Source organism: Sporofaciens musculi (assembly GCF_009830285.1).
GTDB classification, from domain to species: domain Bacteria; phylum Bacillota; class Clostridia; order Lachnospirales; family Lachnospiraceae; genus Sporofaciens; species Sporofaciens musculi.
This window is the reverse complement of sequence record NZ_WUQX01000001.1, coordinates 3,337,406-3,360,738: the sequence shown is the minus strand read 5'-3', so window position 1 is coordinate 3,360,738 and position 23,333 is coordinate 3,337,406. Positions and strand designations below refer to the sequence as shown.

Here is a 23,333-nt window from a genome sequence, read left to right as displayed (position 1 = left end):
ACTATGGTTAAACAAAGAGTTACGATTACGAACCCCACGGGACTGCATCTGAGACCGGCAGGAATCTTCTGCAATACAGCCAGTAATTTTAAGTGTAAAGTAACGTTTGAGTATGATAATACGATTGCTAATGCAAAGAGCGTGCTGAGTGTGCTTGGAGCCTGTATCAAGAAGGGTGACGAGATAGAGCTGATCTGTGAGGGCGAGGATGAAGACAAGGCGCTAAGTGAGATGGTTGCCGCCATAGAGGGCGGGCTTGGTGAATGAAGGATTATGTAAGTAAAACAGACGGATTGGGAATGATTTGATTCCCAATCCGTCTGTTTTTAACTATTCGCCTAACACCACCATAAGGCTTCTGGGCCCCAGGGTAATTTTGTCGCTGTAGAGAGCATAAGGCTTCTGATATTCCTCCCAGGTGTCAACAACAACTTTCCAGCACATAGAGATAGGCAGCTCTGGCAGAGTCACCTCAACCTCCTCCCAGTAGGCGTTGGAGGCTATATAGATGAACTGCGGACCGGAGCTTTTTTCCTGTCCTGTGAACATGACGCCAATGTATCTGTCGTAACCGGCAAAATGTTCGCACCAGGGCTTGACTCCATGGAAGCTGACATCAGGGAAACCGTTCACCCCGTTGCTGACATTGGTACGTAATAGCCGATGGGTTTTACGGAAATTAATCATGTACTTAAAGAACTGGAAAATATCTCGATTTTTCTCCAGAAGTCTCCAGTCCAGCCAGGAGGTAATGTTATCCTGACAGTAGGAATTGTTGTTGCCAAATTGTGTATTGCAGAATTCGTCTCCGGCCAGGAACATGGGGATACCGCGGCTGCACATCAGGATTGCAAAGGCGTTGCGTATCATCCGTTTTCGGAGAGCCAGAATTTCGGGGTCGTCTGTGTCTCCTTCAACTCCGCAGTTCCAGCTATGATTGTCATTGGACCCGTCGGTATTATTCCAGCCGTTCTTCTCATTGTGTTTCTCATTGTATGAATACAGGTCGTAGAGTGTAAAGCCGTCATGACAGGTGATGAAATTAACGGAGGCATTTCCCCTGGTATCAATCTCGTAAATATCGTGGGAGCCAACAAGCCTGAGAGCTGCTGCCTGAGCCATTCCTTCGTCGCCCTTGAGGTATCGGCGCATATCATCACGGTATCTTCCATTCCATTCCGCCCAGCGGTTCCAGGATGGGAAGGTTCCTACCTGATAGAGCCCGTCTGCGTCCCATGCCTCTGCGATGAGCTTGACGTCCCCAAGGATGGGGTCAAAGGCAAGAGCCTGAAGAAGAGGCGGCTTGTTCATAGGCGAACCGTCCTCGTTGCGGCCCAGAATGGAGGCAAGGTCGAAGCGGAATCCATTTACCCGATAGGTATTGACCCAGTAACGCAGGCAGTCCAGAATCATCTGACGAACAATAGGGTGGTTGCAGTTCAGGGAGTTGCCGCATCCGCTGAAATTATAATAATAACCCTCTGGCGTCAGCAGGTAGTAGATATTATTGTCAAACCCTTTGAAGGAGAAGAAAGGACCGTGTTCATTTCCCTCTGCCGTATGGTTGAATACAACATCCAGGTAAACTTCGATTCCATGCTGGTTGAAAACCTGGATTAAATGCTTTAGCTCATTGCCTTCTCGGTTATGCTCACGGTAGGAGGAATAACTGGTATTGGGTGAGAAAAAGCTGACCGTATTGTAGCCCCAGTAATTGTAGAGCTTCTCACCGTCCACCTCCCGATAGTCCTGCATCTCGTCAAATTCAAAGATGGGCATCAATTCAACAACGTTGACTCCAAGCTCCAGAAGATGGGGGAGCTTTTCCAGAAGTCCATCAAAAGTTCCCGGATGGAGGACGCCTGACGAGCCATGCTTGGTAAATCCTCGTACGTGAAGCTCATAAATAATGAGATCCTCCGTAGGAAGAAGGGGAGGCGCAATGCTGCCCCAGTCGAAATCGTCCTTTACCACGCGGGCCTTGTAATGCTGTCCGCGGGGAGAGGAGTCACCCCACTGGCTCTGACCGGATACCGCACGGGCATAAGGGTCCAGAAGATACTTGTTTTTATTGAAGATTAGTCCTTTTTCCGGCTCGTAGGGTCCGTCCACCCGATAGGCGTACTCAAAATCCTCGATGTTCAGCTTGAACACGATCATGGAGTAAACATTGCCGATTCGGTAGTGCTTCGGAAAAGGAAGGATGGCGAAGGGCTCCTCCTTGGCCCGATGGAAAAGCAGTAATTCGATGGAAGTGGCCCCATGGGAATAAACTGTGAAATTAACGCCGCCTGGTATGGCTGTGGCGCCGTTGATCTCATAGAAGCCAGGGCGTACTTCAAAACCGCTGATGTAGTCCATGGGAACCAGATGGATGGTGCGGGGAAGACCGAAATTCGTTGCCTTGCCTGCGGGCTGCTCCTGTGGTGTCATGTGTGTACTGGTGATTGGTTCGCTGTTGCTCATATCATGCCTCCTTGTATCATTATTAGGGAATGAAAAATCATCTGCCTAAAGGGTGCAGAGATAAGATTCCCCGTAGTTTTCCTATATTATTATATAGTTTATATCGGCTGTTTTTTTAGAAATCATTAGGATAGCTTTCCTGTTATAAGATTTGACAAGAAAAAAAGGAAGAGTTAGACTGTAGATATCTTGGTCCATAAAGAAAGCAGGTGTGAGGAATGAAAAGAATGGGAAGGAAAAGACTTCTGGCTTTGGTATGCTTTGGGCTTATTTTGTCGCTGTCCGTCTGTGTAACAGGATGTGGGGACAAGAAGGAAGAAAGCGCTCCAAAGAAGCAGGAGCAGAAAAACAGTGGCGTAGACAGAGAAGATAAGGAGAGGAAGGAAGAAGACACAGAACAGGAGGTGCAGATGGAGGGTAAGCCTGCGTCTCCCTCTGTGACAGGGGCCCTGCATGTAGAGGGAACGAAGCTCTGCGGCAAAAACGGCGAGCCGGTGCAGCTTCGGGGCATCAGTACCCATGGCATGGCTTGGTTTCCGGACTACATCAACTCAGATTGTTTCGCCCAGTTACATAACGAATGGAAAGTAAACGTAATGCGTCTTGCAATGTATACGGCCGAATCCGGCGGGTACTGTACAGACGGAGACAAGGAATATTTGAAAGGACTGATTCGCGACGGGGTGCGGTATGCAACAGAGCAGGATATGTATGTAATTATCGACTGGCACATTTTATCAGACAATAACCCGAATATCCATCTGGAGGAGGCGAAGGCATTCTTTGCGGAGATATCGTCAGAATATGCTGATGCTGACAATGTGCTGTATGAGATCTGTAATGAGCCTAATGGCGGTACAGAGTGGAGTGATATTAAGTCCTATGCAAAGGAGGTTATTCCAGTAATCCGCGCAAACGACCAGGAGGCTGTGATTATCGTAGGAACGCCTAACTGGTCTCAGTTTGTGGATCAGGCGGCGGCTGACCCCATTACAGGATATGAAAATCTGATGTATACACTTCATTTCTATGCAGCAACCCATAAGGAGGAACTGCGCAGCAAGATGGCGGCGGCTGTCGAGGGAGGACTGCCGATTTTTGTAACAGAGTATGGAATCTGCGATGCAAGCGGAAACGGAAGCATTGACATTGAGCAGGCCAACCAGTGGGTCAATTTGATGGATCAGTACGAGATAAGCTATGTGGCCTGGAACCTGTCCAATAAGGAGGAAAGTTCGGCCATGCTTCTAAGCTCATGCAATAAGACCAGCGGTTTTTTAGCAGAGGACTTAAGTGAGGCGGGAAAATGGCTGTACCAGATGTTGACAGAAGAGCAAGGAGAAAATGGCGGCAGTCAGACGGAAAACGAAGATGTCCTTGAGCCAAAGGAGTCCAGAGCGGACAGCAATGACGGCCAGGTATTAGCGTGTGGAGACATTGAAGTATCCATGTACTTAAAAAACAGTTGGGAGGAGGAGGGTAAGGCTGTACGCCAGTATGAGCTTACAGTTAGGAATACTTCAAAGCAAGAATGTACAAGTTGGGCGGCAGATATTCCATTTGAGGAAAATATTGCTCTTACAGACGGATGGAACGCAGATTACTCGGTACAGGGCCAGACTGTGCACATCACGTCCAAGGAATACAATGGAACACTCCCAGCAGGAGGAGAGGCGGGAGATATCGGCTTTATCGTAAAAATGGGGGACTGAAAAGTCCCCTCCAAAAAAAATAAAAAAAAATTTGAAAAACCTGTTGACAAATGCGAAACCATGTAGTAATATATGTATTGTCCTGAGGGACACAAAATAAAATAAGCGACAGTGGCTCAGTTGGTAGAGTACGACCTTGCCAAGGTCGGGGTCGCGGGTTCGAACCCCGTCTGTCGCTCTTAGAAGAAGTCAGATAGATGAGATATCATTTATCTGACTTTTTTGGTTGTTTTCCTGTCCAAAAAGTGATATCCTAATCTTAGATCGAATTTAGAAGATTTTTCAATCAGGAAGGAGAATGCCATATGGGATTTTTAACAGGAAAGACAGCAATTATCACAGGAGGAGGACGTTCTGTCTTAAGTGACGGCAGATGTGGCTCTATCGGATATGGGATAGCTACCGCATATGCGAAGGAGGGCGCCAACCTTGTGATTACAGGAAGGAATGTGAAGAAGCTTGAGGATGCCAAGGAAGAACTTGAGAGATTGTACGGGATTAAGGTTTTAGCCGTACAGGCGGATGTGTCCGCAGGGGCAGATAACGAGACGGTGGTTGGCAACGTGGTAAAGCAGGCCATGGATACCTTTGGACGGATTGACGTGTTGATTAACAATGCCCAGGCTTCTGCATCCGGCGTTACGCTTGAGGACCATACTACTGAGCAGTTTGACCTTGCGGTTTACTCAGGGCTTTACGCAACCTTCTATTATATGAAGGCGTGCCATCCTCATTTGAAGGAGACGAAGGGTACGGTTATTAATTTCGCATCCGGCGCGGGGCTGTTCGGCAATTTCGGCCAGTGTGCCTATGCTGCGGCTAAGGAAGGCGTGCGCGGCCTGACCCGTGTAGCGGCTACAGAGTGGGGAAAAGACGGCGTCAATGTGAATATTATCTGTCCTCTTGCCTGGACAGCGCAGCTTGAAAATTTTGAGAAGGCTTATCCGGAGGCGTTTAAGCAGAATGTGAAGATGCCGCCGGCAGGACATTACGGGGATGCGGAGCTTGAGATTGGACGTGTCTGCGTACAGCTTGCTTCACCGGACTTCAAGTATATGAGCGGTGAGACGATTACACTGGAAGGCGGTATGGGACAGAGACCGTAAGATAGGATATGAGTGAGAGAATGAATGAGAGTGGAGTTACAAGGAATCCTCTAGCGACCGAGAAGACGTGGAAGCTGATTGCTAAGTTTGCCATACCGGCGATTATCAGTATGCTGGTTAGCTCTCTGTACAACATTGTGGATCAGATTTTTATTGGACAGGGCGTGGGGATGCTTGGCAATGCGGCGACGAACATTGCGTTTCCTGTGTCCATTATCTGTACGGCTACGGCCCTTTTACTGGGAATCGGAAGCTCGTCGAATTATAATCTGGAATCCGGTGCGGGAAACAGCGAGAAGGCAAGTCAGATCGTGGGTACTGGACTGGCCATGCTTGTAATTTGCGGCATTGTGATTTCAGGCGTGGTGCTGGTATTTCTTAATCCTCTGCTTCAGGTGTTTGGGGTTACCTTGGAGGTGCTTCCATATGCCCAGGATTATACGGGAATCACGGCTTTCGGGATTCCCTTCCTGATTCTAACCACGGGAGGGAATCATCTGATTCGTGCAGACCGAAGCCCCACCTACTCCATGATGTGTATGCTGACCGGCGCCATCTTGAATACCATTTTAGATCCACTATTTATATTTGGATTTCATCTAGGGATTCAAGGGGCTGCCTGGGCAACGGTGATTGGGCAGGCAGTATCTGGCTTCCTAGTGATTCTGTATTTTACCAGCTTCCGTAAGATTGAATTGTCTTTGTCCATGCTTAAGCCCAAGGGCGTTTTTCTAAAGGCCATTGCGTCCCTGGGAATGGCGGCTTGTATCAATCAGGTTGCCATGGCGGTGGTTCAGATTACCATGAATAATACCCTGAGGTATTACGGGGCTTCTTCTGTGTATGGTACGGATATTCCTCTGGCGTGTGTCGGGGTTATTTCCAAAGTCAATATGGTATTCATGGCAATCTGTATCGGGATTTCACAGGGCTGTCAGCCGATTTGGGGTTTTAATTACGGGGCGGGAAGATATGACAGAGTCAGAGAGACGTTTCTTAAGGCATTCTGGCTCTCCCTGACGGTGGGGATTCTTTTTTTCTGCTGTTTTCAGCTCTTTCCCAGACAGCTTGTGGGGATTTTCGGGACAGGAAGCGAAGAATATTTTCGTTTTGCAGAGAGGTATTTCCGAATCTTTATGATGATGACCTTCATAAATGGAATCCAGCCCATGTCTTCTGGCTTTTTCACCTCCATCGGAAAGGCGAAGCTTGGAATCGTGGTGTCACTGACCCGACAGGTAATTTTTCTCCTTCCGCTGATTTTGATTTTTCCTTTGTTTATGGGAATCGACGGCGTGATGTATGCAGGTCCCATTGCAGACGGGGCTGCGGCAATGGCGGCAATGGTCTGTGCGGTCAGGGAATTAAAGAAAATGAGACAAATGGAGGCAGGGGGATAAATGGATGAAGGAGAGGATGCCCATTGGCTTCATGTTCAAGCAGATTAGTACAATCTATGAGAAGGATTTTAACCGGCTTCTTAAGACGCTGGGAATTACTGCATCCCAGTGTGCTGTGCTGGATTATCTGTTTCGCAGCAGCGAGGAGGCTGTGAATCAGAGGGATATTGAGAAGGCCTTAAGTTTACGGAATCCGACTGTGACGGGGCTTTTAAAACGGCTGGACGAGAAGGGGTATATCCTTTCTGTGCCCAGCGACAGGGATAAGCGGTGCAAGAATATCTATCTGACGGAGAAAGCCTATGATATCCAGAGGCGGATGGAGGCGGACCGGAAGAAGATTGATAAGAAGTTTACCTTAGGGATGAATAAGAAAGAGAAGGCAGCACTGGAAAAGATGCTGGAGAAGGTGTTGTATAACATAGCCGAGCCGTAAAGGGTTCGGCTAATTTTTTATTCATGAATAGAAACGGACGGTTAGGGGGATAAATCTGTCTAATTGAGAAAATCCTATCAGTATAGATGGTATGAAAGAGTGTTAAAAAAATAAATATTATAATTTAGGAGGAATTATGCCTGTAGAAGTTGTATCGTTCCTGTTTTCCAAGGAAAATATAAGAAAGAGTCTGGAAATTCAGATTATTTTCCAGTGCGCCCCTTTTCTAAAGGGTCTTAAGGCCGCCTGTATGATGAATCTTGAGCTGCAGTATTGGCGGGATTTGGAGACAGTGTTTGGGGGAACAGACATGGAATATATGCTTCTGTCAGAGAATAAGGAAAGATGCCTGGTTTTTTTATACCGGAGAAATGTATTGTCTTCGTATCTGAGAAAGGATGAGGTCAGAAATTTTCTGAAGATATACGGGTATGCATGCCAGAACCTTGAGACAGCCCTTAGGAGGCTTTCCAAAAGAATTCGGTATTATGCCTGCCAGAAGAAGGGGTTTCCTCATGAGATTGGCGTGTTTCTGAATTATCCCATTGAAGATGTGAGAGGCTTTATTGAGAAGGGAGGAAAAGGGGAGATCATGAGGGGATATTGGAAGGTATATCACAACCCCAGACAAGCCCAATTGACTTTCATGAGTTATGACAAGGCTAGAGTGAGCGCAGTCAACGAATTTCTTGCCGGACGGACAATTCGGGAAATTGTGGGAATAGGACAGTAAAAGATCGGCTGTAACACTGGAGGGAGGCTTCCCTCTTTTTTTATTTATAAACCATGGTATAAATGAACAAACCATGGTATAATAAGTTGCATTGGCGCGCAGAGTTATAAAAAGCGTTTACGTGTATCATTTTTTGGAGGTATACCGATATATGAGTTATGCAGATAGAGTTTTCATTGATATGTGCAGGGATATATTGGAGAATGGAACGGATACCAGCGGGGAGAAGGTACGTCCCAGATGGGAGGACGGAAGCCTAGCTTACACCATCAAGCGTTTTGGGGTGGTGAATCGTTACAATCTTGCAGAAGAATTTCCGGCATTGACGCTTCGCAGGACAGCCATTAAGAGCTGTACAGACGAGCTGTTATGGATTTGGCAGAGAAAGTCCAACAATATCCATGAGCTTGGCAGCCATATTTGGGATAGTTGGGCGGATGAGGAGGGCTCCATCGGTAAGGCGTACGGCTACCAGATGGGGGTGAAGCATGAGTACAGGGAGGGGATGTTTGACCAGATCGACAGGGTAATCTATGATCTAAAAAATAATCCCTACAGCAGACGGATCATGACGAATCTCTATGTACATCAGGATTTACATGAGATGCGGCTGTACCCTTGTGCATATAGTATGACATTTAATGTGACGAAGAAGAAGGGAAGTGATGGGCTGGTATTGAATGGGATTTTGAACCAGCGTTCCCAGGATGTGCTCACGGCAAATAACTGGAATGTGTGTCAGTATGCTGTGCTGATGCATATGCTGGCACAGGTCTGCGGGATGGAGGCGGGAGAGCTGGTTCATGTGATTGCAGATGCGCATATCTATGACAGGCATGTGCCGTTGGTGAAGGAGCTGCTTGAAAGAAAGCCTTTGCCTGCGCCTGAGTTCTGGCTGAATCCAGAGATTCGCGATTTCTATGAGTTTACGCCTGAGGATGTGAAGCTTAACAACTATGAGACACATGAGCAGATCCGGAATATACCCGTTGCGGTTTAATTTGTTTAACAGATTGTTTACAAACAAAGAAAAAAGGAGAGAGAAAAAATGAAATTAATTGTTGCAGTTGACAAGAATTGGGCTATCGGAAAAGATAACAAGATTATGTGGAGTATTCCTGCGGATTTGAAGTTTTTTCGCGAGACGACGCTGGGAAATATTATTATCATGGGCAAGAAGACGCTGGAGAGCTTTCCACAGGGTAAGCCCCTTAAGGACCGAGTGAATATTGTGATTACCAGAGATAAGGATTACCATGTGGAGGGAGCTGTGGTGGTTCACAGTATAGATGAGGCTCTGGTGGAGATTGGGAAACATAAGGGAGAGGCGTATGTGGTCGGCGGTGAGAGTATTTATCGGGCTATGCTTCCTCTGTGCGACGAGGCACTTGTTACCAAGATTAACCATGGATATGATGCAGACTCCTATTTCCCGAACCTGGATGAAGACAGGGAGTGGATTATGACCAAGATTAGCGAGGAGCAGACCTGCTTTGATTTGGAGTATTATTTTACGGTGTATGAGCGGATGTCTGCAAATGAGCTGTAGGCCATGAGGATACTTAGTATTACGGCCCAAAAGCCAAACAGTACAGGCAGCGGAATCTATCTTACAGAGCTGGTGAAGGAGTATGAACGTAAGGGACATACCCAGGCAGTGGTGGCAGGGGTATACAGGGAAGATGTAATAGAGCTGCCGGAAGGTGTCAACTTCTATCCAGTGTATTTTGAAGAAGGGAATCTGCCCTACCCGATCGTGGGCATGTCGGATGAGATGCCATACAAAAGTACACGGTATTGTGATATGACAAATGAGATGAGGGTGCAGTTTGAGGAGTCTTTTCTTAAGGTGATCACCCAGGCAGTCATGGAATGTAATCCAGATTTAATTCTGTGCCATCATCTGTATCTTTTGACTGCCCTTGTCAGGAGTCATTTCCCCAGGCACAAGGTCTATGGATTCTGTCATAATACGGATCTTAGGCAAATGTGTAAAACGGATTTGGAGAGGGACTTTATCAGTCGGCAGATTCGTAACCTTGACCGGATCTTTGTACCTCAGGAGGCCCAGAGGGAGGGAGTGCTTACGATTTACCAAGCGTCTCCAAAGAAGATTGAGACTGTGGGGATGGGGTATAACAGCCAGATTTTCCATGGCGGAGAAGATAAGAAGAAAGACGGCGTTACGAGGATTGTGTTTGCGGGGAAGATTGCAGAGAAAAAGGGAGTAATGAGCCTGATTCGGAGTCTTTCCGTCTTATATTCACGGAAGGATGCCTGTAGTCGTGACGAGCTTTTGGTGCAGCTTGCAGGGAGTGCAGGGAATCAGGAGGAATATGAACAGATCCGGCAGATGGCGGCCAAGTGTCCTTATGAAGTCCGTTTCCTGGGAAGATTGTCTCAGCCTGAGCTGGCAAAAATATACCGAGAGAGCGATATTTTTGTGCTGCCTTCCTTTTTTGACGGACTGCCTCTCACTGTGATTGAGGCGCTGGCTTGCAGGAATCGTGTGGTGATGTCTGACCTTCCGGGAATTCGCAAGTGGCTTATGGAGGCAGCGCCCCACGGGGATGTCAGATTCGTTGAGATGCCGCAGATGAGGAACACAGATGAGCCTGTATTGGAGACGCTGCCGGCTTTTGAAGAAAGGTTTGCGGATGCGCTGCTTGCAAGTATCCGGACCAATGAGAGAAAGGCCGCAGATGTCAGCCGTATCTCCTGGGAGGGGATTGCAGACAGGGTGTTAAAAGATTGACCGAAGCTTGCCCGGCCAACAGAAGAAAAAGGATAAAAATATCCGGTTGACAACCATAGGGCAGTCAACTATAATGATAATAATTCATATCCTGACGGATTTGCGGACATGGTCCAGTAAGGTATGATAAAAAGGAAGAGACAAATGCTATGACAAGGAGGAGTACGCAGATACCGGAAGTCAAGAGAGAAGATGGCTGGTGGAAATTCTTCGTGATGGATTTGCGGAAGTAGCCTTTGAGCAGTGAACCGAAAGGGCGTCATATGGCAGCTTAAGTAGACTTCAACGCAGTCCCAGCGTTAGAGGGGAACGATATCGGAGAAAGGGTTGGATGCCCATGGATTTTCCTGTATTGGCAGAGTGCAAAGAGAGGTTTCTTTGAATTTAGGTGGTAACACGGATGTTATATTCGCCCTAAGCGTCAAGCTTAGGGTGTTTTTTTTCCATAGGATAGTATATGGAAGAACCTATAAGCGGTCTTAGGACGGCAGGCAAGAAGGTAATCAATTTGCGCTGTGAATTGGTTACAAAAAACGGGAGGTATGTTTATGAAGAAAATCAGCGGCAACAAGTTATTGGTGAAGGCGTTAAAGGAGGAGGGAGTAGACACACTGTTTGGCTATCCAGGGGCGTGTACGATTGATATTAGCGACGAGCTGTACAAGCAGGATTTTACGAAGGTCATTCTGCCGAGGCAGGAGGTTGCTCTGGTGCATGAGGCGGATGCTTACGCGAGAAGCACTGGTAAGGTGGGAGTGTGTCTTGTAACCAGCGGACCGGGCGCTACGAACCTGGTAACTGGTCTTGCGACGGCGTACTATGACAGTGTTCCGCTGGTCTGTTTTACTGGACAGGTGGCAAGACATCTAATTGGGAACGATGCCTTCCAGGAGGTGGATATTGTAGGGATTACTCGAAGTATCACCAAGTATGGCGTGACGGTGCGTCACAGGGAGGATTTGGGGCGAATTGTAAAAGAGGCGTTCTATATTGCCAGGTCAGGAAGGCCGGGTCCTGTGCTGATTGATCTTCCCAAGGACGTGATGGGAGAGCTTGGAAGCGGGGATTATCCGACGGAGGTAAATATCCGCGGCTACAGGCCCAATACCCAGGTTCATATCGGTCAGCTTAAGAAGGCGCTCAAGATGCTTGGAAAGGCGAAGCGTCCTCTGTTCCTTGCAGGTGGAGGCGTGAATATTGCCCGTGCCAACAAGGAGTTTACAGAGCTTGTGGAGCGGACCTGCATACCTGTGGTTACAACGGTCATGGGAAGGGGGGCCATTGCCACCAACCATCCGTTGTATGTGGGGAATCTGGGGATGCATGGAGCCTATGCCTGCAACATGGCTGTGGGAGAATGTGACCTTCTGTTTTCCATTGGCACAAGGTTCAATGACCGTATCACAGGGAAACTCCATTCCTTTGCCCCCCATGCGCAGATTGTCCATATTGATATTGATACGGCTGCCATTTCTAAAAATGTACAGGTGGATGTGCCCATTGTGGCAGATGCCAAGGAAGCGATTACACGAATGCTGGAGTATGTGACAGAATGTGACACGAAGAAATGGCTTGACGAGGTGGATAAATGGAAATGTGAGCATCCCATGCAGATGAAGAAGAAACCCATCATGACGCCTCAGGATGTGATTGACACCATTAACCGTGTGTTTGACGAGGCCATTGTGGTGACGGATGTAGGGCAGCACCAGATGTTTACAGCACAGTTTATTGAGCTGAATGAGAAGAAGCGGCTTCTCATGTCCGGCGGTCTTGGTACCATGGGATACGGGCTGCCAGGCGCCATTGGGGCAAAGATTGGGAATCCAGATGTGCCTGTAATCTCAATCTCTGGTGACGGAGGTATGCAGATGAATATCCAGGAGCTTGCAACGGCTGTGCTGGAGGAGCTTCCGATTATTAGTTGTATTTTTAATAATAATAATCTGGGCATGGTACGCCAGTGGCAGAAATTATTCTACGGAAAACGTTATTCCATGACCTGTCTTCGCTCCGGAGCGGCGTGCAGGGGCAGGTGTGGGGAGGTGGAATGCCCGACCTATACGCCGGATTTTATTAAGCTGGCAGAGAGTTATGGAGCCAGAGGAATCCGCGTGACAAGGACAGAGGAAATTGAGCCGGCTCTCTGTGAAGCGTTAAAGAGTGTGAAGACACCGTATATTATTGAGTTCGAGATTGATCCAGAGGATCTGGTCTACCCCATGATTCAGCCGGGCGGAACTCTTGAAGATATGATACTGGATTGTTAAGGTTTTGGTACTTAAGTATTCATGCCGATAAGCTATAGATGAAGATGATTGAAAAGGAGAAGGATATATGAACAGTATGAAGAAGCGGTGGATTTCCCTGTACGTGGAGAACCAGGTGGGAGTTCTTTCTAAGATTTCCGGACTTTTCTCAGGAAAATCCTACAATCTGGACAGCCTGACCGTGGGAACAACGGAAGACCCTACGGTTTCCAGGATGACGATTGCCACGGTCAGTGATGACGAGACCTTTGAGCAGATTAAGAAGCAGCTAAACCGTCTGGTGGAGGTAATCAAGGTTATTGACTTTACGGATGTGTTTGTACGAATGAAGGAGATTCTGTATGTTAAGGTGTTAAGATGTACGCCGGCGGATAAGGCGGCTCTGTTCCAGATTGCAGAGACGTTCAAGGCAAAGGTCATTGATTATGGGAAGGACAGCCTGCTGTTGGAGTTCGTGCAGACAGCCACCAAGAATGATGCTGTGATTAAGCTGATGAAGGAAGAATTTAAGGTGATTGAGGTAGTCAGGGGCGGAAGCGTAGGGATTGAATCCATCAGTATGATGGAACGGTAATAGTTGAATTTTAAGAAGCTGGGTATTATAATAGGATAAGATAACATTTTAAAGAAATTGTAATATTATGGTAATAGAAGAACGGAGGACTCAAAAGATGGAGAAGAAGAATATTGACTGGTCAAACCTTGGATTTTCTTATATTGAGACGGATCAAAGATACGTTTCCCATTATAAGGATGGAGAGTGGGATGAAGGCGGGCTGACCTCCGATGCCAATGTGGTGCTCAATGAGTGTGCCTGTGTGTTCCAGTATGCGCAGACTTGCTTTGAGGGCTTGAAGGCATATACCACCCAGGAGGGCCGTATTGTGATGTTCCGTCCTGACTTGAATGCAAAGCGTATGGCAGATACTGCGAAGAGGCTTGAGATGGCTGTTTTCCCAGAGGAGAGGTTTTTGGAGGCTGTCCATAAAACTGTAGAGGCGAATGCAGCATATGTGCCGCCTTATGGCTCTGGAGCCACATTGTATGTGCGTCCTTATCTCTTTGGTTCTAATCCGGTAATAGGCGTGAAACCGGCAGATGAGTATCAGTTCCGCGTATTTACAACTCCGGTAGGACCATACTTTAAGGGCGGCGCCAAGCCGATTACGATTAGAGTATGTGACTACGACAGAGCGGCGCCTCACGGTACGGGACATGTGAAGGCAGGGCTTAATTATGCCATGAGCCTCCATGCAATCGTGGACGCCCATAACCAGGGTTATGATGAGAACATGTATCTGGATGCCGCAACCAGAACCAATGTGGAGGAGACAGGCGGCGCCAATTTCTTGTTTGTGACAAGGGATGGTAAGGTGGTAACGCCAAAGTCGGATACGATTCTTCCGTCTATTACAAGACGTTCTTTAATGTATGTGGCGGAAAAATATCTTGGTCTTCAGGTAGAAGAACGGGAGGTTCCGTTTGAAGAAGTGAAGGAATTTGCGGAATGTGGGTTGTGCGGTACAGCGGCCGTGATCTCTCCGGTAGGCAAGGTGGTTGACCATGGTAAGGAGATTTGTTTCCCAAGTGGAATGGATGCTATGGGGCCAGTGACGAAGAAGCTGTATGATACCTTGACCGGAATCCAGATGGGGCAGCTTGAGGCTCCCAAGGGATGGATTCATGTAGTCTGCTAAAGCGGGAGGGACGTCAGGCGATTCATTAGGTGGATATTTTATGAGAAATGGAAAAATAAAAAGTGGGGGGCGCAGAAGGGCTGCGTTGATTATTCCGTTTTTGTTTGTTTTTTTAATTCTGGGTATTGTGGTATATTCAGTTGCCCAGAAGATATCAAAGGAGATGTCTCTGTCAGCCATCAATAATCTGGATGAAAGTCTGGATTTGATAGGAAATACTATTGAGACGATTCTGGGAAAAGAGGCGGAGTTCCAGGTCTTGCTCGCCCAGGAGATGGCGGATTCTAAGAATCCTGAGGAGTTTGTGCTTTCTTATGAGAGGAACAGCACAATGGTTAAGCTCTCTTTGATTCGTACGGGAGAGACAGAAGGAATTTCCAACACAGGCGAAGTGTTTTCTGAGAAAGACTTGGATTTCTCAGCAGGAAAGACGGTGGATGGGCTGCCGCTGTCCAGTTCTTATGTCAATGATATGGGAACTTGGGCGTATACAATGAAATGTCCGGTTATGAGAGAGAATGATGAGATTGCAGTACTCTATATTGAGTATATTTATGATTCTTTTGACGAGGCGCTGCCCAATGACTTTTATAACAGCGAGGCGACGCTCTATCTTATGGACGCTGCCAGCCGCAAGTTTGTCATGAAGCCCAAGGGAATGGGAGAGCGGAATGCAGGGCATCTGAACCTGGATGATTTTTACAACGCCAATAAAATCCGTGAGGAAAATATTATGAAGAAGGTAGATGAGTATATCAATGAAGGAAATGATATGATGTTCTACCATAATATTCAGAATCAGGATTCTCTAATTTATATGTGGTCTGTGAATGACGGTGTGGTTTATCTAATCGGATATGTTCCTGTCCAGGCGATACAGAGGGAGGGTGATGCGGTTAATCAGAATATGTTTATTGTAGTCGCCTTGATGCTGTTAGCTTTTGTGGGCTGGTGTGCATTCTATCTGTTTTTTGAGAGACAGCAGAGGAAGATTCAAAAAGACAGGGAGGAAGAACGGGAGATTCATAATAAGCAGTTGAAGGAGGCTTTGCAGACCGCCCAGATCGCAAATAATTCCAAGACTACGTTTCTCTCGAACATGTCCCATGATATCCGTACGCCAATGAATGCGATTCTGGGTTTTGCGACCCTGCTTGCCAAGGATGTGGATAATCCAGAGAAGGTGCGGGAATATACGAAGAAGATTACTGCCTCCGGTCAGCATCTTTTAGGCCTGATTAATGATGTGCTTGATATTTCCAAGATTGAGAGCGGAAAGGCTGCCCTTACAATCGGGGAATTTGCGCTGAAAGACATGATATCTTCTATTGATGCCATTATACGTCCGGCGGCAAAAGCTAAGGGACAGAATTTTGACATTGCGGTAACTGGAATCAAGCATGAGCATTTGATTGGCGACGAGACAAGGCTTAACCAGATTTTGATTAACCTTCTGTCTAATTCAGTGAAATATACTCAGGAGGGCGGTAATATCTGGCTTCGTATTATTGGCCTTGAGCAGCATTCCAATCAGTTTGAGCGTGTGCGGATTGAGGTGGAGGATAATGGTTATGGAATGACTCCGGAATTTCTTGAGACGATTTTCGAGCCATTTACCAGAGCGGAGAACAGTACGACCAACAAGATCCAGGGAACTGGTCTTGGCATGGCCATCACAAAAAATATTGTGGAGCTCATGGGAGGAATGATTGAGGTCTTCAGTGAGGTAGGGTTGGGAAGTCTGTTTACCGTAGATTTGGAGCTTCGTATACCGGATATTGAGGCAGACGAGAAGTTCTGGGAACAGAAAGGCATCAGGAGGCTTCTGGTAGTTGACGACGAGCCAGATATCTGTGAGAATGTCCGCCTGCTGATGGAAGATACCGGCGTCCATGTGGATGTGGCCCATAACGGAGAAGAAGCGCTGCAAATGAGGTCCTGCGATATGGAAAAGGATTACGACGTAGTCCTTCTGGATTGGAGGATGCCGTTGATGGATGGGATTGAGACGGCAAGGCAGATGAAAAAAGCCTGTGCTAAGGATGTCCCCCTTCTTCTTTTGACAGCCCACGACTGTGATGAGCTGCAGGAGGAAGCACTGGAGGCAGGAATCGATGGATTTCTTACAAAACCATTTTTTGTCGCTCCTTTTAAGGAGAAGCTCCTTGAGATTCTTGAAGAACGTGGTATAGAGACTGAGAATAAGCTGCAGGCGGCAGGTTCTATTGCAGGCCGACATTTTCTTGTGGCAGAGGATAACGAGATCAATGCAGAGATTATTGAAGAACTTCTGGATATTGAGGAGGCAACCTGCGACATCGTCCAAAACGGCAAGCTTGCCGTAGAGCGTTTTAGCGCAGAAGAGCCAGGAAAATATGACGCAATCCTGATGGATATTCAGATGCCGGTGATGAATGGCCATGAGGCGTCTAGGGCAATCAGGTCCCTGAATCGTCAGGATGCGAAGATGATACGGATTATTGCCATGACTGCCAATGCCTTTGCAGAGGATGTCAAGGATGCTTTGGATGCGGGTATGGACGCGCATATAGCAAAGCCTGTAGATATGGAGTTATTAAAGCAGACGCTCAGTCTGTATCTGCGATGAAAGCGAGGATGTAATGAAGAAATGTTTTAAGAGAGCGGCGGCAACGCTGCTTGCCGGTACTATGGTTATTGCAGCGGCGGCATGCAGCGAGAAAAAGGAGCCCACTGAAAATCTTGCCAAGAATGTGGAGAATAAGGATAAGAGTGTTGTTCTGTTCGCACCTATGGAAAGGTCGAAGCCGGATGCTGAAAATATTGCAAGAACGGCCTTTGACAAGACTGTGATCATGGCGGAGGATAAGCTTAAGCTTCGAGTTGATTACAATACTTATACCTCTGAGAATTATCAGGAGAAATCTTATGATGACGTGGCGCTTGACCGGATACGAAATAATATGGATGATTTTTATCTGCTGAATCCGGATGTTCTTCAGAAAACAGGAGAGGAGGGACTGCTTGAGGATTTATCAGGGCTTGACTGTGCAAAAAATCTTAGGGAGGTTGTTAAGGTAGCCAATACAGTGGATGGGAAGCTGGTTGGAATTCCTCAGGAGGTGGTTGTCTACGGTCTCTTTGTGAATAAAGATATGTTTGATGAGTATGGGCTGGAGTTGCCGAATACACCGGAGGAGTTACTGGAGTGCTGCAGGGTGTTCAAGGAAAATGGAATTGAGACGCCGATTGGGGCGAACCGCTGGTGGCTTGAAACATTTGTGTTTGCCCAGGCATATGCAGACCTGTATAACGGGGGAGATGTTGAGGCAGAGGTTAAGGCGCTGAACAGTGGAGAGAGTAAGTATAGTACGTATATGCGGTCTGGCTTCGAGTATCTGAAGGAAATGATTGAACTGGGATACATTGACGCAGAGAAGGCGTATACCTATGAGGCGATTGAGGGAGAGGGACCTGATTTTATGGCCCAGAAGACGCCGATTGTTATGGCCTACTGGGGAGCTGCCAATTCTGATACAGCTTATGGGAAGCCGGATTTCAATTTGCGTGTCATCGGTTTTCCAAGTGAACGGGGGCAGATGCCTGTAATATCTATGACCGGAATGTCGGTGGCCGCTAATGCAGAAAATAAGGAGGATGCCCTGGAGGTTTTGGAGGTAATCCTGTCAGACGAGGCCCTACAGGTGTATGCGGAGACGAATAAGGTGATTTCCCCGTCTAAGAATGTGGAGGTAAATTGTATTCCGGCACTTAAGCCTTTAAATGATTTGGTGAATGAGGGAACTTATGTACTTGCCAGCAATGCGGGTATGAAGGTGGAGCAGTGGGGGAACACCTGCCTGATTGTGCGCAAGCTGATGGAGGGCGCTTCTGTGGATGAGTGTATGGCTGAGTTTGACAGACTGCAGGAGGAATCGTTAAAATAGTCAGGCGCGATAGAGGGCCCTAAGTTGATAGGAGATAAGATACGATGTCAATAATGGATGAGAGATTGACCACATATATCCGTTCTCTGGAATGTCCAAAGAATCCTGTGATTGAACAGATTGAACAGGAGGCATTAGATACACGCGTACCGATTATTCGGAAGGAAACTCAGAGTTTCCTTTCGGTAATCCTAATGATAAAACAGCCGTCCCGAATCTTAGAGATAGGGACGGCTATTGGTTTTTCTGCAATCTTAATGAGTGAGTATCTGCCAGAGAACGGGCACATTACAACAATAGAGAAGTATGAGAAAAGGATTCCCATTGCAAAGGAGAATTTCAGGAGGGCGGGAAAGGAAGAACAGATTACTTTGATGGAGGGAGATGCCCTTAAGGTCGTGGAGACTCTTAGGGGGCCCTATGATTTTATTTTTATGGATGCCGCCAAGGGGCAGTATATTCATTATCTGCCGGATGTTCTTCGGCTTCTTTCGGACGGAGGGGTGCTGATGTCGGATAATGTGCTGCAGGACGGGGATGTGATTGAATCTCGGTTTGCCGTGGAGAGGCGCAACCGTACGATTCATGGCAGGATGCGGGAATATCTTTATGAATTAAAGCATCACCCCAAGTTTGAGACGTCCATCCTGCCTTTGGGAGATGGGGTTGCGCTGAGTGTGAAGAAAAGTATATGACAATTATAATATATGGAGGAGAGAGGTATGAATAGAAAACGTCCGGAATTGTTGATACCGGCAAGCAGCCTGGAGGTACTAAAGACGGCTGTAATCTTTGGCGCGGATGCGGTATATATCGGCGGGGAAGCTTTTGGACTGCGGGCAAAGGCGAAGAATTTTTCTAAAGAGGATATGAGGGCAGGGATTATATTTGCCCATGAGCATGGAGTTAGAGTCTATGTGACGGTGAATATCCTTGCCCACAATGGCGACCTTGACGGAGTGCGGGAGTATCTTTATGAATTGAAGGACATGGGAATAGATGCTTTGATTATTGCTGATCCGGCAATTTTTGATTTGGCGAAGGAAATCTGTCCGGAGATTGAACGGCATATCAGTACCCAGGCAAATAATACCAACTATGGAACCTATCAGTTTTGGTGGAGGCTTGGGGCAAAGAGAGTGGTTTCTGCCAGGGAATTGTCTTTACAGGAGATTAAAGAGATTCGGGAGAGGATTCCAAGGGATATGGAGATTGAGAGCTTCATTCACGGGGCAATGTGTATTTCCTATTCGGGAAGGTGTCTTTTGAGTAATTATTTTACAGGAAGGGACGCCAATCAGGGTGCGTGTACCCATCCCTGCCGGTGGAAATATTCCATTGTGGAGGAGACAAGGCCAGGGGAGTATCTGCCGGTCTATGAAAATGAACGGGGAACCTTTATCTTTAATTCCAAGGATTTGTGTATGATTGAGCATATCCCAGAATTGATTGATGCAGGGATTGACAGCTTCAAGATTGAGGGGCGTATGAAGACGGCCCTCTATGTTGCGACGGTTGCCAGGACCTATCGGAAGGCCATTGATGATTATCTGGAAAGCCCCAAAAAGTATCAGGAGAATATGCCCTGGTATTTAGAGCAGATTTCAAACTGTACTTACCGTCAGTTTACCACAGGGTTTTATTTTGGAAAGCCAGATGAGACAAGCCAGATTTACGACAATAATACCTATGTGAAGGAGTATACGTACCTTGGGATTGTTGGGGATGAGAGAGACGGTATGTACCGGATTGAACAGAGGAACAAGTTTTCTGTGGGTGAAATGATTGAAATCATGAAGCCGGATGGCAGGAATATAGAGGTGAGAGTGCTAAGGATTGTGGATGAGGAGGGGAATGAGCAGGAAAGCGCGCCCCACCCGAAGCAGGTGCTGTATGTGGAGTTGGGATGTGGGGATGGCATACTTCGGCCAGCGAGGTTCGATATTTTGAGACGAGCAGAGGAATAAGGAAAAATAGTTCGACAAAGAATCAGGACTTGCAATGATAGATACCAGGAGGGTATCCATTTGCAAGTCCTTATAGTCTCTAGCACATCTAAAAATATCCCCGCAATTTTTCGATTGCACTTTTTTCAATTCTGGAAACATAAGAACGGGAGATACCTAACTGCTTTGCAATCTCCCGTTGGGTATATTCTTCTTCATTATACAACCCGTACCGCATCTTAAGCACCAGCCGCTCACGAGGCGATAACGCGGATTCTACCTTGTGGTATAAAAGCCGGATATCGTCACTTAATTCCACCTTCCTGTGTGCGTCTTCTTCTTCTGTCTCAATAATATCGAAAAGTTGAATCTCGTTGCCCTCCCTGTCAGTTCCAATAGGCTCATACAGCGATATCTCCTTCGACGATTTCTTTTTTGCCCTCATATACATCAGAATTTCGTTCTCGATACAGCGTGCGGCGTAGGTGCCAAGCCTTACGCATTTATCCGGATTAAAGGTAACAACCGCCTTAATCAGCCCTATGGTGCCTATAGACAACAGATCCTCCGTATCTTCTGGGGAGGATTGATATTTTTTTACAATATGTGCAACGAGGCGCAGATTCCGTTCTATCAGAATATGTTTCGCTTCAAGATCTCCCTCTGTGTATTTTTGCATATAATATCTTTCTTCTGCGGCTGTGAGGGGTTGGGGAAATGATTTCAAGAGAAGCACCTCTTAGCGTATTTGATATAGTCTATGTGAGGTTTGCTGTTTTTGTGCTTTTCCACAAAAAGTATTGAGTCAATAGACATGTCTTTTTATGATACCATAGATCTTTTACTTCTTAAGAGAATCTTTAGAAACACAAGAAAGGGACAACTATATCTTCAGAATATGTTTAGAAATCCATGCCGCCATTCTTTAGATTTAAGGAATAAAATGAGAATCACAAGGAAAACGACAGCAAGTGCTGGCTAAGAAAGCGGAGGGGGATACATATGAAGATACTAATATTAAGCGGTAGATTTGGATTTGGTCATGTGATGGCGGCAAATGCAATTAAAGAAGAATTTAAGCGGCAGAATCCTGATGCCGAAATCATACAGAAGGATCTTCCGGCTTATTTTTACCCATATATCAGCAAGATGATATACAAGGTGTTCGGACTTGTGGCCGAGCGTTACCATGGAATTTATAATCTGGTCTATAAGATATCCGGAAAAATAAACTCAGGGAACAGACCAAGCGGGCCAATTATATACCGGAAGTTTCAGAGGATGATGGAGAAATACAGACCGGATGTGATTGTGTGTACACATCCCTTCTGTGAGAAATCAGCGGCGACCTACAAGGCCAGGTCAGGGGACATGATTCCTCTGGTTACCTGTATTACGGATATCAGTATGCATAAGGAATGGTTTGCGAATCAGACGAATCTCTATCTGGCGCCCACCATAGAGGTGAAAAACAATCTGGTAGGCTTCGGGGCTTTGCCGGAGAATATCATGGTGACGGGAGTGCCGGTACGGCAGCAGTTTCTTGGTGTGAGGAAGGAAAAAGACAGGTTGTATGAAAATGGTGCGCAAGAAAAACACGTCCTGGTCATGGGAGGAGGTCTGGGTATCATGCCTGAGCTTGAAGACCTTCTATACACATTACATGAGATGCCAAATGTAAAAGCAACTGTAATTACAGGAAAAAACCAAAAGACATATGAGACGTGGAAAGGGTATTTTGACGATATTGAAGTATTGGGATATGTTGACAATATTGAGCAATACATGAGTAAGTCAGACCTTGTTATAACAAAGGCGGGAGGAATCACATTATTTGAGATTCTGCACAGCAAAGTGCCAATGTTTATTATCCGCCCATTTCTTGAGCAGGAGATCGTGAACGCAAGATATGCCCAGAAAAAGGGCTTTGCACATGTAATCTGGAATAAGAAGGAGAATTTTACAAAAGAACTGCGAAAGCTTTTGGAAGACCCTGGGAGGCTTGATGAGCTTAGAGCACGAACGGTCAGGGCAGGTCAGGAAATGATGGATACAAAACTTTCTCAGGCAGTTTGTGAGATGGCGAAAAGAGGTCGGGAATATCAGATTTCTTATTGTTGTGGGTTTTTTGAAAACATTTCTAAGGAGGAACGGGGATATGAAGAAAATGTACAGAATTGGCTCAGGCTTGCTCTGCGCAGGGCTGCTATGTTATAGTCTGATACCGTCGGAGGGGCTTAAATATTTATGGAAGCGAAGAAGCAGAAGAAAGAGTAAGACTTATGGGACAGAGAAACGGTTATACTTAACCTTTGACGACGGGCCAAGCAGAGAGTATACGGGGCAGCTATTAAATCTTCTGAAACAGTACCAAATTAAGGCAAGCTTCTTTGTTGTCGCAGAATTTGCCAGAGAGAATGAAGAGCTGATTAAAAAAATGAGAGAGGAAGGACATCTGATTGGAATCCATTCCATTCGCCATGAAAATGCATTGCTTCGGGGAAGAAAATTTGTTCGCAGGGATATGAAAGAAGCCGTATTGACTATGGAGAAAATGGGATGTAAAATCCACTATTACCGTCCGCCTTGGGGACACTTGAATCTCTGGACACTGTATTACTTGAGGCGGATGAATTTAAAACTGACCTTTTGGGATGTGATGGCCCATGACTGGTCAGCCAAAGAGACGGAAGCCACCATTGAGAGGAAGCTTTTAAAACGTGTATTTCCTGGGGCTGTAATCTGTCTTCACGACGGCAGGGGAGAGGCAGGAGCGCCGATGCGTACGATTGAGGCGCTAAAAAGGGCGCTGCCAATTTTGATTAAGCAAGGATATTCATTTGAAAGGATGGACGTGTATGAAGGGTAATTTGGCTTGCGAAGGGA

Annotated in this window: 20 protein-coding genes, 1 tRNA gene and 1 other annotated feature; of the genes, 19 read left to right on the top strand and 2 right to left on the bottom strand. The window is 46.6% G+C overall.

Annotated elements, in window-relative coordinates; genetic code table 11:
* Positions 1–3 precede the first annotated feature (3 nt).
* Positions 4–267 carry an HPr family phosphocarrier protein gene (locus GN277_RS16915; RefSeq protein ID WP_159752038.1) on the top strand — a complete coding sequence of 88 codons (264 nt, stop codon included), beginning with the start codon at positions 4–6 and terminating at the stop codon, positions 265–267.
* Between the two features lie 63 nt (positions 268–330).
* Here GN277_RS16915 and GN277_RS16910 read toward each other — a convergent pair whose 3' ends face one another.
* Positions 331–2,433: a glycogen debranching protein gene (locus GN277_RS16910; RefSeq protein WP_244324983.1), complete on the bottom strand. Its 2,103-nt coding sequence runs from the start codon at positions 2,431–2,433 to the stop codon at positions 331–333.
* A 251-nt stretch (positions 2,434–2,684) separates the two neighbouring features.
* On the opposite strand from GN277_RS16910, the gene GN277_RS16905 reads away from it, so the two are divergent.
* From GN277_RS16905 to GN277_RS16830, 16 genes are all read left to right on the top strand, one after another.
* Positions 2,685–4,178 carry a cellulase family glycosylhydrolase gene (locus GN277_RS16905; RefSeq protein ID WP_159752036.1) on the top strand — a complete coding sequence of 498 codons (1,494 nt, stop codon included), beginning with the start codon at positions 2,685–2,687 and terminating at the stop codon, positions 4,176–4,178.
* Between the two features lie 105 nt (positions 4,179–4,283).
* Positions 4,284–4,356: transfer RNA gene (locus tag GN277_RS16900), tRNA-Gly, on the top strand.
* A 127-nt stretch (positions 4,357–4,483) separates the two neighbouring features.
* A complete protein-coding gene (locus GN277_RS16895) occupies positions 4,484–5,284 on the top strand; it encodes an SDR family NAD(P)-dependent oxidoreductase (RefSeq protein WP_159752035.1) in 801 nt (266 codons plus the stop codon).
* 20 nt (positions 5,285–5,304) lie between these two features.
* Positions 5,305–6,684 carry an MATE family efflux transporter gene (locus GN277_RS16890; protein ID WP_159756875.1) on the top strand — a complete coding sequence of 460 codons (1,380 nt, stop codon included), beginning with the start codon at positions 5,305–5,307 and terminating at the stop codon, positions 6,682–6,684.
* Between the two features lie 4 nt (positions 6,685–6,688).
* A complete protein-coding gene (locus GN277_RS16885) occupies positions 6,689–7,120 on the top strand; it encodes a MarR family winged helix-turn-helix transcriptional regulator (protein ID WP_159752034.1) in 432 nt (143 codons plus the stop codon).
* A gap of 136 nt (positions 7,121–7,256) precedes the next feature.
* Positions 7,257–7,853, top strand: coding sequence for a DUF3793 family protein (locus tag GN277_RS16880; RefSeq protein WP_159752033.1), 597 nt, complete (start codon positions 7,257–7,259; stop codon positions 7,851–7,853).
* 151 nt (positions 7,854–8,004) lie between these two features.
* Complete coding sequence (gene thyA, locus GN277_RS16875; RefSeq protein ID WP_159752032.1) at positions 8,005–8,853, top strand: thymidylate synthase; 849 nt, start codon at positions 8,005–8,007, stop codon at positions 8,851–8,853.
* Positions 8,854–8,901: 48 nt separating this feature from the next.
* Entirely contained in the window at positions 8,902–9,402 is a 501-nt protein-coding gene (locus GN277_RS16870; RefSeq protein WP_159752031.1) for a dihydrofolate reductase, read from the top strand.
* Positions 9,403–9,405: 3 nt separating this feature from the next.
* The gene (locus GN277_RS16865) at positions 9,406–10,608 is read left to right on the top strand and encodes a glycosyltransferase family 4 protein (RefSeq protein ID WP_159752030.1); all 1,203 of its coding nucleotides are present in this window, start codon (positions 9,406–9,408) and stop codon (positions 10,606–10,608) included.
* A gap of 140 nt (positions 10,609–10,748) precedes the next feature.
* Positions 10,749–11,028: a binding site (T-box leader), on the top strand.
* 128 nt (positions 11,029–11,156) lie between these two features.
* On the top strand, positions 11,157–12,878 hold the full coding sequence (gene ilvB, locus GN277_RS16860; RefSeq protein WP_159752029.1) for a biosynthetic-type acetolactate synthase large subunit: 1,722 nt from the start codon (positions 11,157–11,159) through the stop codon (positions 12,876–12,878).
* 67 nt (positions 12,879–12,945) lie between these two features.
* Positions 12,946–13,452: an acetolactate synthase small subunit gene (gene ilvN, locus GN277_RS16855; RefSeq protein WP_159752028.1), complete on the top strand. Its 507-nt coding sequence runs from the start codon at positions 12,946–12,948 to the stop codon at positions 13,450–13,452.
* Between the two features lie 67 nt (positions 13,453–13,519).
* On the top strand, positions 13,520–14,575 hold the full coding sequence (locus tag GN277_RS16850) for a branched-chain amino acid aminotransferase (RefSeq protein ID WP_159752027.1): 1,056 nt from the start codon (positions 13,520–13,522) through the stop codon (positions 14,573–14,575).
* Positions 14,576–14,615: 40 nt separating this feature from the next.
* Positions 14,616–17,183: a hybrid sensor histidine kinase/response regulator gene (locus tag GN277_RS16845; protein ID WP_159752026.1), complete on the top strand. Its 2,568-nt coding sequence runs from the start codon at positions 14,616–14,618 to the stop codon at positions 17,181–17,183.
* Between the two features lie 13 nt (positions 17,184–17,196).
* The gene (locus GN277_RS16840) at positions 17,197–18,501 is read left to right on the top strand and encodes an ABC transporter substrate-binding protein (RefSeq protein WP_159752025.1); all 1,305 of its coding nucleotides are present in this window, start codon (positions 17,197–17,199) and stop codon (positions 18,499–18,501) included.
* Positions 18,502–18,545: 44 nt separating this feature from the next.
* Positions 18,546–19,196 carry an O-methyltransferase gene (locus GN277_RS16835; RefSeq protein ID WP_159752024.1) on the top strand — a complete coding sequence of 217 codons (651 nt, stop codon included), beginning with the start codon at positions 18,546–18,548 and terminating at the stop codon, positions 19,194–19,196.
* A 27-nt stretch (positions 19,197–19,223) separates the two neighbouring features.
* The gene (locus GN277_RS16830; RefSeq protein ID WP_159752023.1) at positions 19,224–20,468 is read left to right on the top strand and encodes a peptidase U32 family protein; all 1,245 of its coding nucleotides are present in this window, start codon (positions 19,224–19,226) and stop codon (positions 20,466–20,468) included.
* A gap of 88 nt (positions 20,469–20,556) precedes the next feature.
* Here GN277_RS16830 and sigK read toward each other — a convergent pair whose 3' ends face one another.
* Complete coding sequence (gene sigK / locus GN277_RS16825) at positions 20,557–21,126, bottom strand: RNA polymerase sporulation sigma factor SigK (RefSeq protein WP_244324751.1); 570 nt, start codon at positions 21,124–21,126, stop codon at positions 20,557–20,559.
* A 323-nt stretch (positions 21,127–21,449) separates the two neighbouring features.
* On the opposite strand from sigK, the gene GN277_RS16820 reads away from it, so the two are divergent.
* Both GN277_RS16820 and GN277_RS16815 read left to right on the top strand, forming a co-directional pair.
* A complete protein-coding gene (locus tag GN277_RS16820) occupies positions 21,450–22,664 on the top strand; it encodes an MGDG synthase family glycosyltransferase (RefSeq protein WP_159752021.1) in 1,215 nt (404 codons plus the stop codon).
* Positions 22,606–23,316: a polysaccharide deacetylase family protein gene (locus GN277_RS16815; RefSeq protein WP_159752020.1), complete on the top strand. Its 711-nt coding sequence runs from the start codon at positions 22,606–22,608 to the stop codon at positions 23,314–23,316. The genes GN277_RS16820 and GN277_RS16815 overlap by 59 nt, the downstream gene beginning before the upstream one ends.
* Positions 23,317–23,333 lie beyond the last annotated feature (17 nt).

What these genes read in the sequence shown, in the direction of transcription:
- GN277_RS16915 (WP_159752038.1), top strand. Translation starts at nt 4, where the DNA reads ATGGTTAAACAAAGAGTTACGATTACGAACCCCACGGGACTGCATCTG.
- GN277_RS16910 (WP_244324983.1), bottom strand. Translation starts at nt 2,433, where the DNA reads ATGACACCACAGGAGCAGCCCGCAGGCAAGGCAACGAATTTCGGTCTT.
- GN277_RS16905 (WP_159752036.1), top strand. Translation starts at nt 2,685, where the DNA reads ATGAAAAGAATGGGAAGGAAAAGACTTCTGGCTTTGGTATGCTTTGGG.
- GN277_RS16895 (WP_159752035.1), top strand. Translation starts at nt 4,484, where the DNA reads ATGGGATTTTTAACAGGAAAGACAGCAATTATCACAGGAGGAGGACGT.
- GN277_RS16890 (WP_159756875.1), top strand. Translation starts at nt 5,305, where the DNA reads ATGAATGAGAGTGGAGTTACAAGGAATCCTCTAGCGACCGAGAAGACG.
- GN277_RS16885 (WP_159752034.1), top strand. Translation starts at nt 6,689, where the DNA reads ATGAAGGAGAGGATGCCCATTGGCTTCATGTTCAAGCAGATTAGTACA.
- GN277_RS16880 (WP_159752033.1), top strand. Translation starts at nt 7,257, where the DNA reads ATGCCTGTAGAAGTTGTATCGTTCCTGTTTTCCAAGGAAAATATAAGA.
- thyA (WP_159752032.1), top strand. Translation starts at nt 8,005, where the DNA reads ATGAGTTATGCAGATAGAGTTTTCATTGATATGTGCAGGGATATATTG.
- GN277_RS16870 (WP_159752031.1), top strand. Translation starts at nt 8,902, where the DNA reads ATGAAATTAATTGTTGCAGTTGACAAGAATTGGGCTATCGGAAAAGAT.
- GN277_RS16865 (WP_159752030.1), top strand. Translation starts at nt 9,406, where the DNA reads ATGAGGATACTTAGTATTACGGCCCAAAAGCCAAACAGTACAGGCAGC.
- ilvB (WP_159752029.1), top strand. Translation starts at nt 11,157, where the DNA reads ATGAAGAAAATCAGCGGCAACAAGTTATTGGTGAAGGCGTTAAAGGAG.
- ilvN (WP_159752028.1), top strand. Translation starts at nt 12,946, where the DNA reads ATGAACAGTATGAAGAAGCGGTGGATTTCCCTGTACGTGGAGAACCAG.
- GN277_RS16850 (WP_159752027.1), top strand. Translation starts at nt 13,520, where the DNA reads ATGGTAATAGAAGAACGGAGGACTCAAAAGATGGAGAAGAAGAATATT.
- GN277_RS16845 (WP_159752026.1), top strand. Translation starts at nt 14,616, where the DNA reads ATGAGAAATGGAAAAATAAAAAGTGGGGGGCGCAGAAGGGCTGCGTTG.
- GN277_RS16840 (WP_159752025.1), top strand. Translation starts at nt 17,197, where the DNA reads ATGAAGAAATGTTTTAAGAGAGCGGCGGCAACGCTGCTTGCCGGTACT.
- GN277_RS16835 (WP_159752024.1), top strand. Translation starts at nt 18,546, where the DNA reads ATGTCAATAATGGATGAGAGATTGACCACATATATCCGTTCTCTGGAA.
- GN277_RS16830 (WP_159752023.1), top strand. Translation starts at nt 19,224, where the DNA reads ATGAATAGAAAACGTCCGGAATTGTTGATACCGGCAAGCAGCCTGGAG.
- sigK (WP_244324751.1), bottom strand. Translation starts at nt 21,126, where the DNA reads ATGCAAAAATACACAGAGGGAGATCTTGAAGCGAAACATATTCTGATA.
- GN277_RS16820 (WP_159752021.1), top strand. Translation starts at nt 21,450, where the DNA reads ATGAAGATACTAATATTAAGCGGTAGATTTGGATTTGGTCATGTGATG.
- GN277_RS16815 (WP_159752020.1), top strand. Translation starts at nt 22,606, where the DNA reads ATGAAGAAAATGTACAGAATTGGCTCAGGCTTGCTCTGCGCAGGGCTG.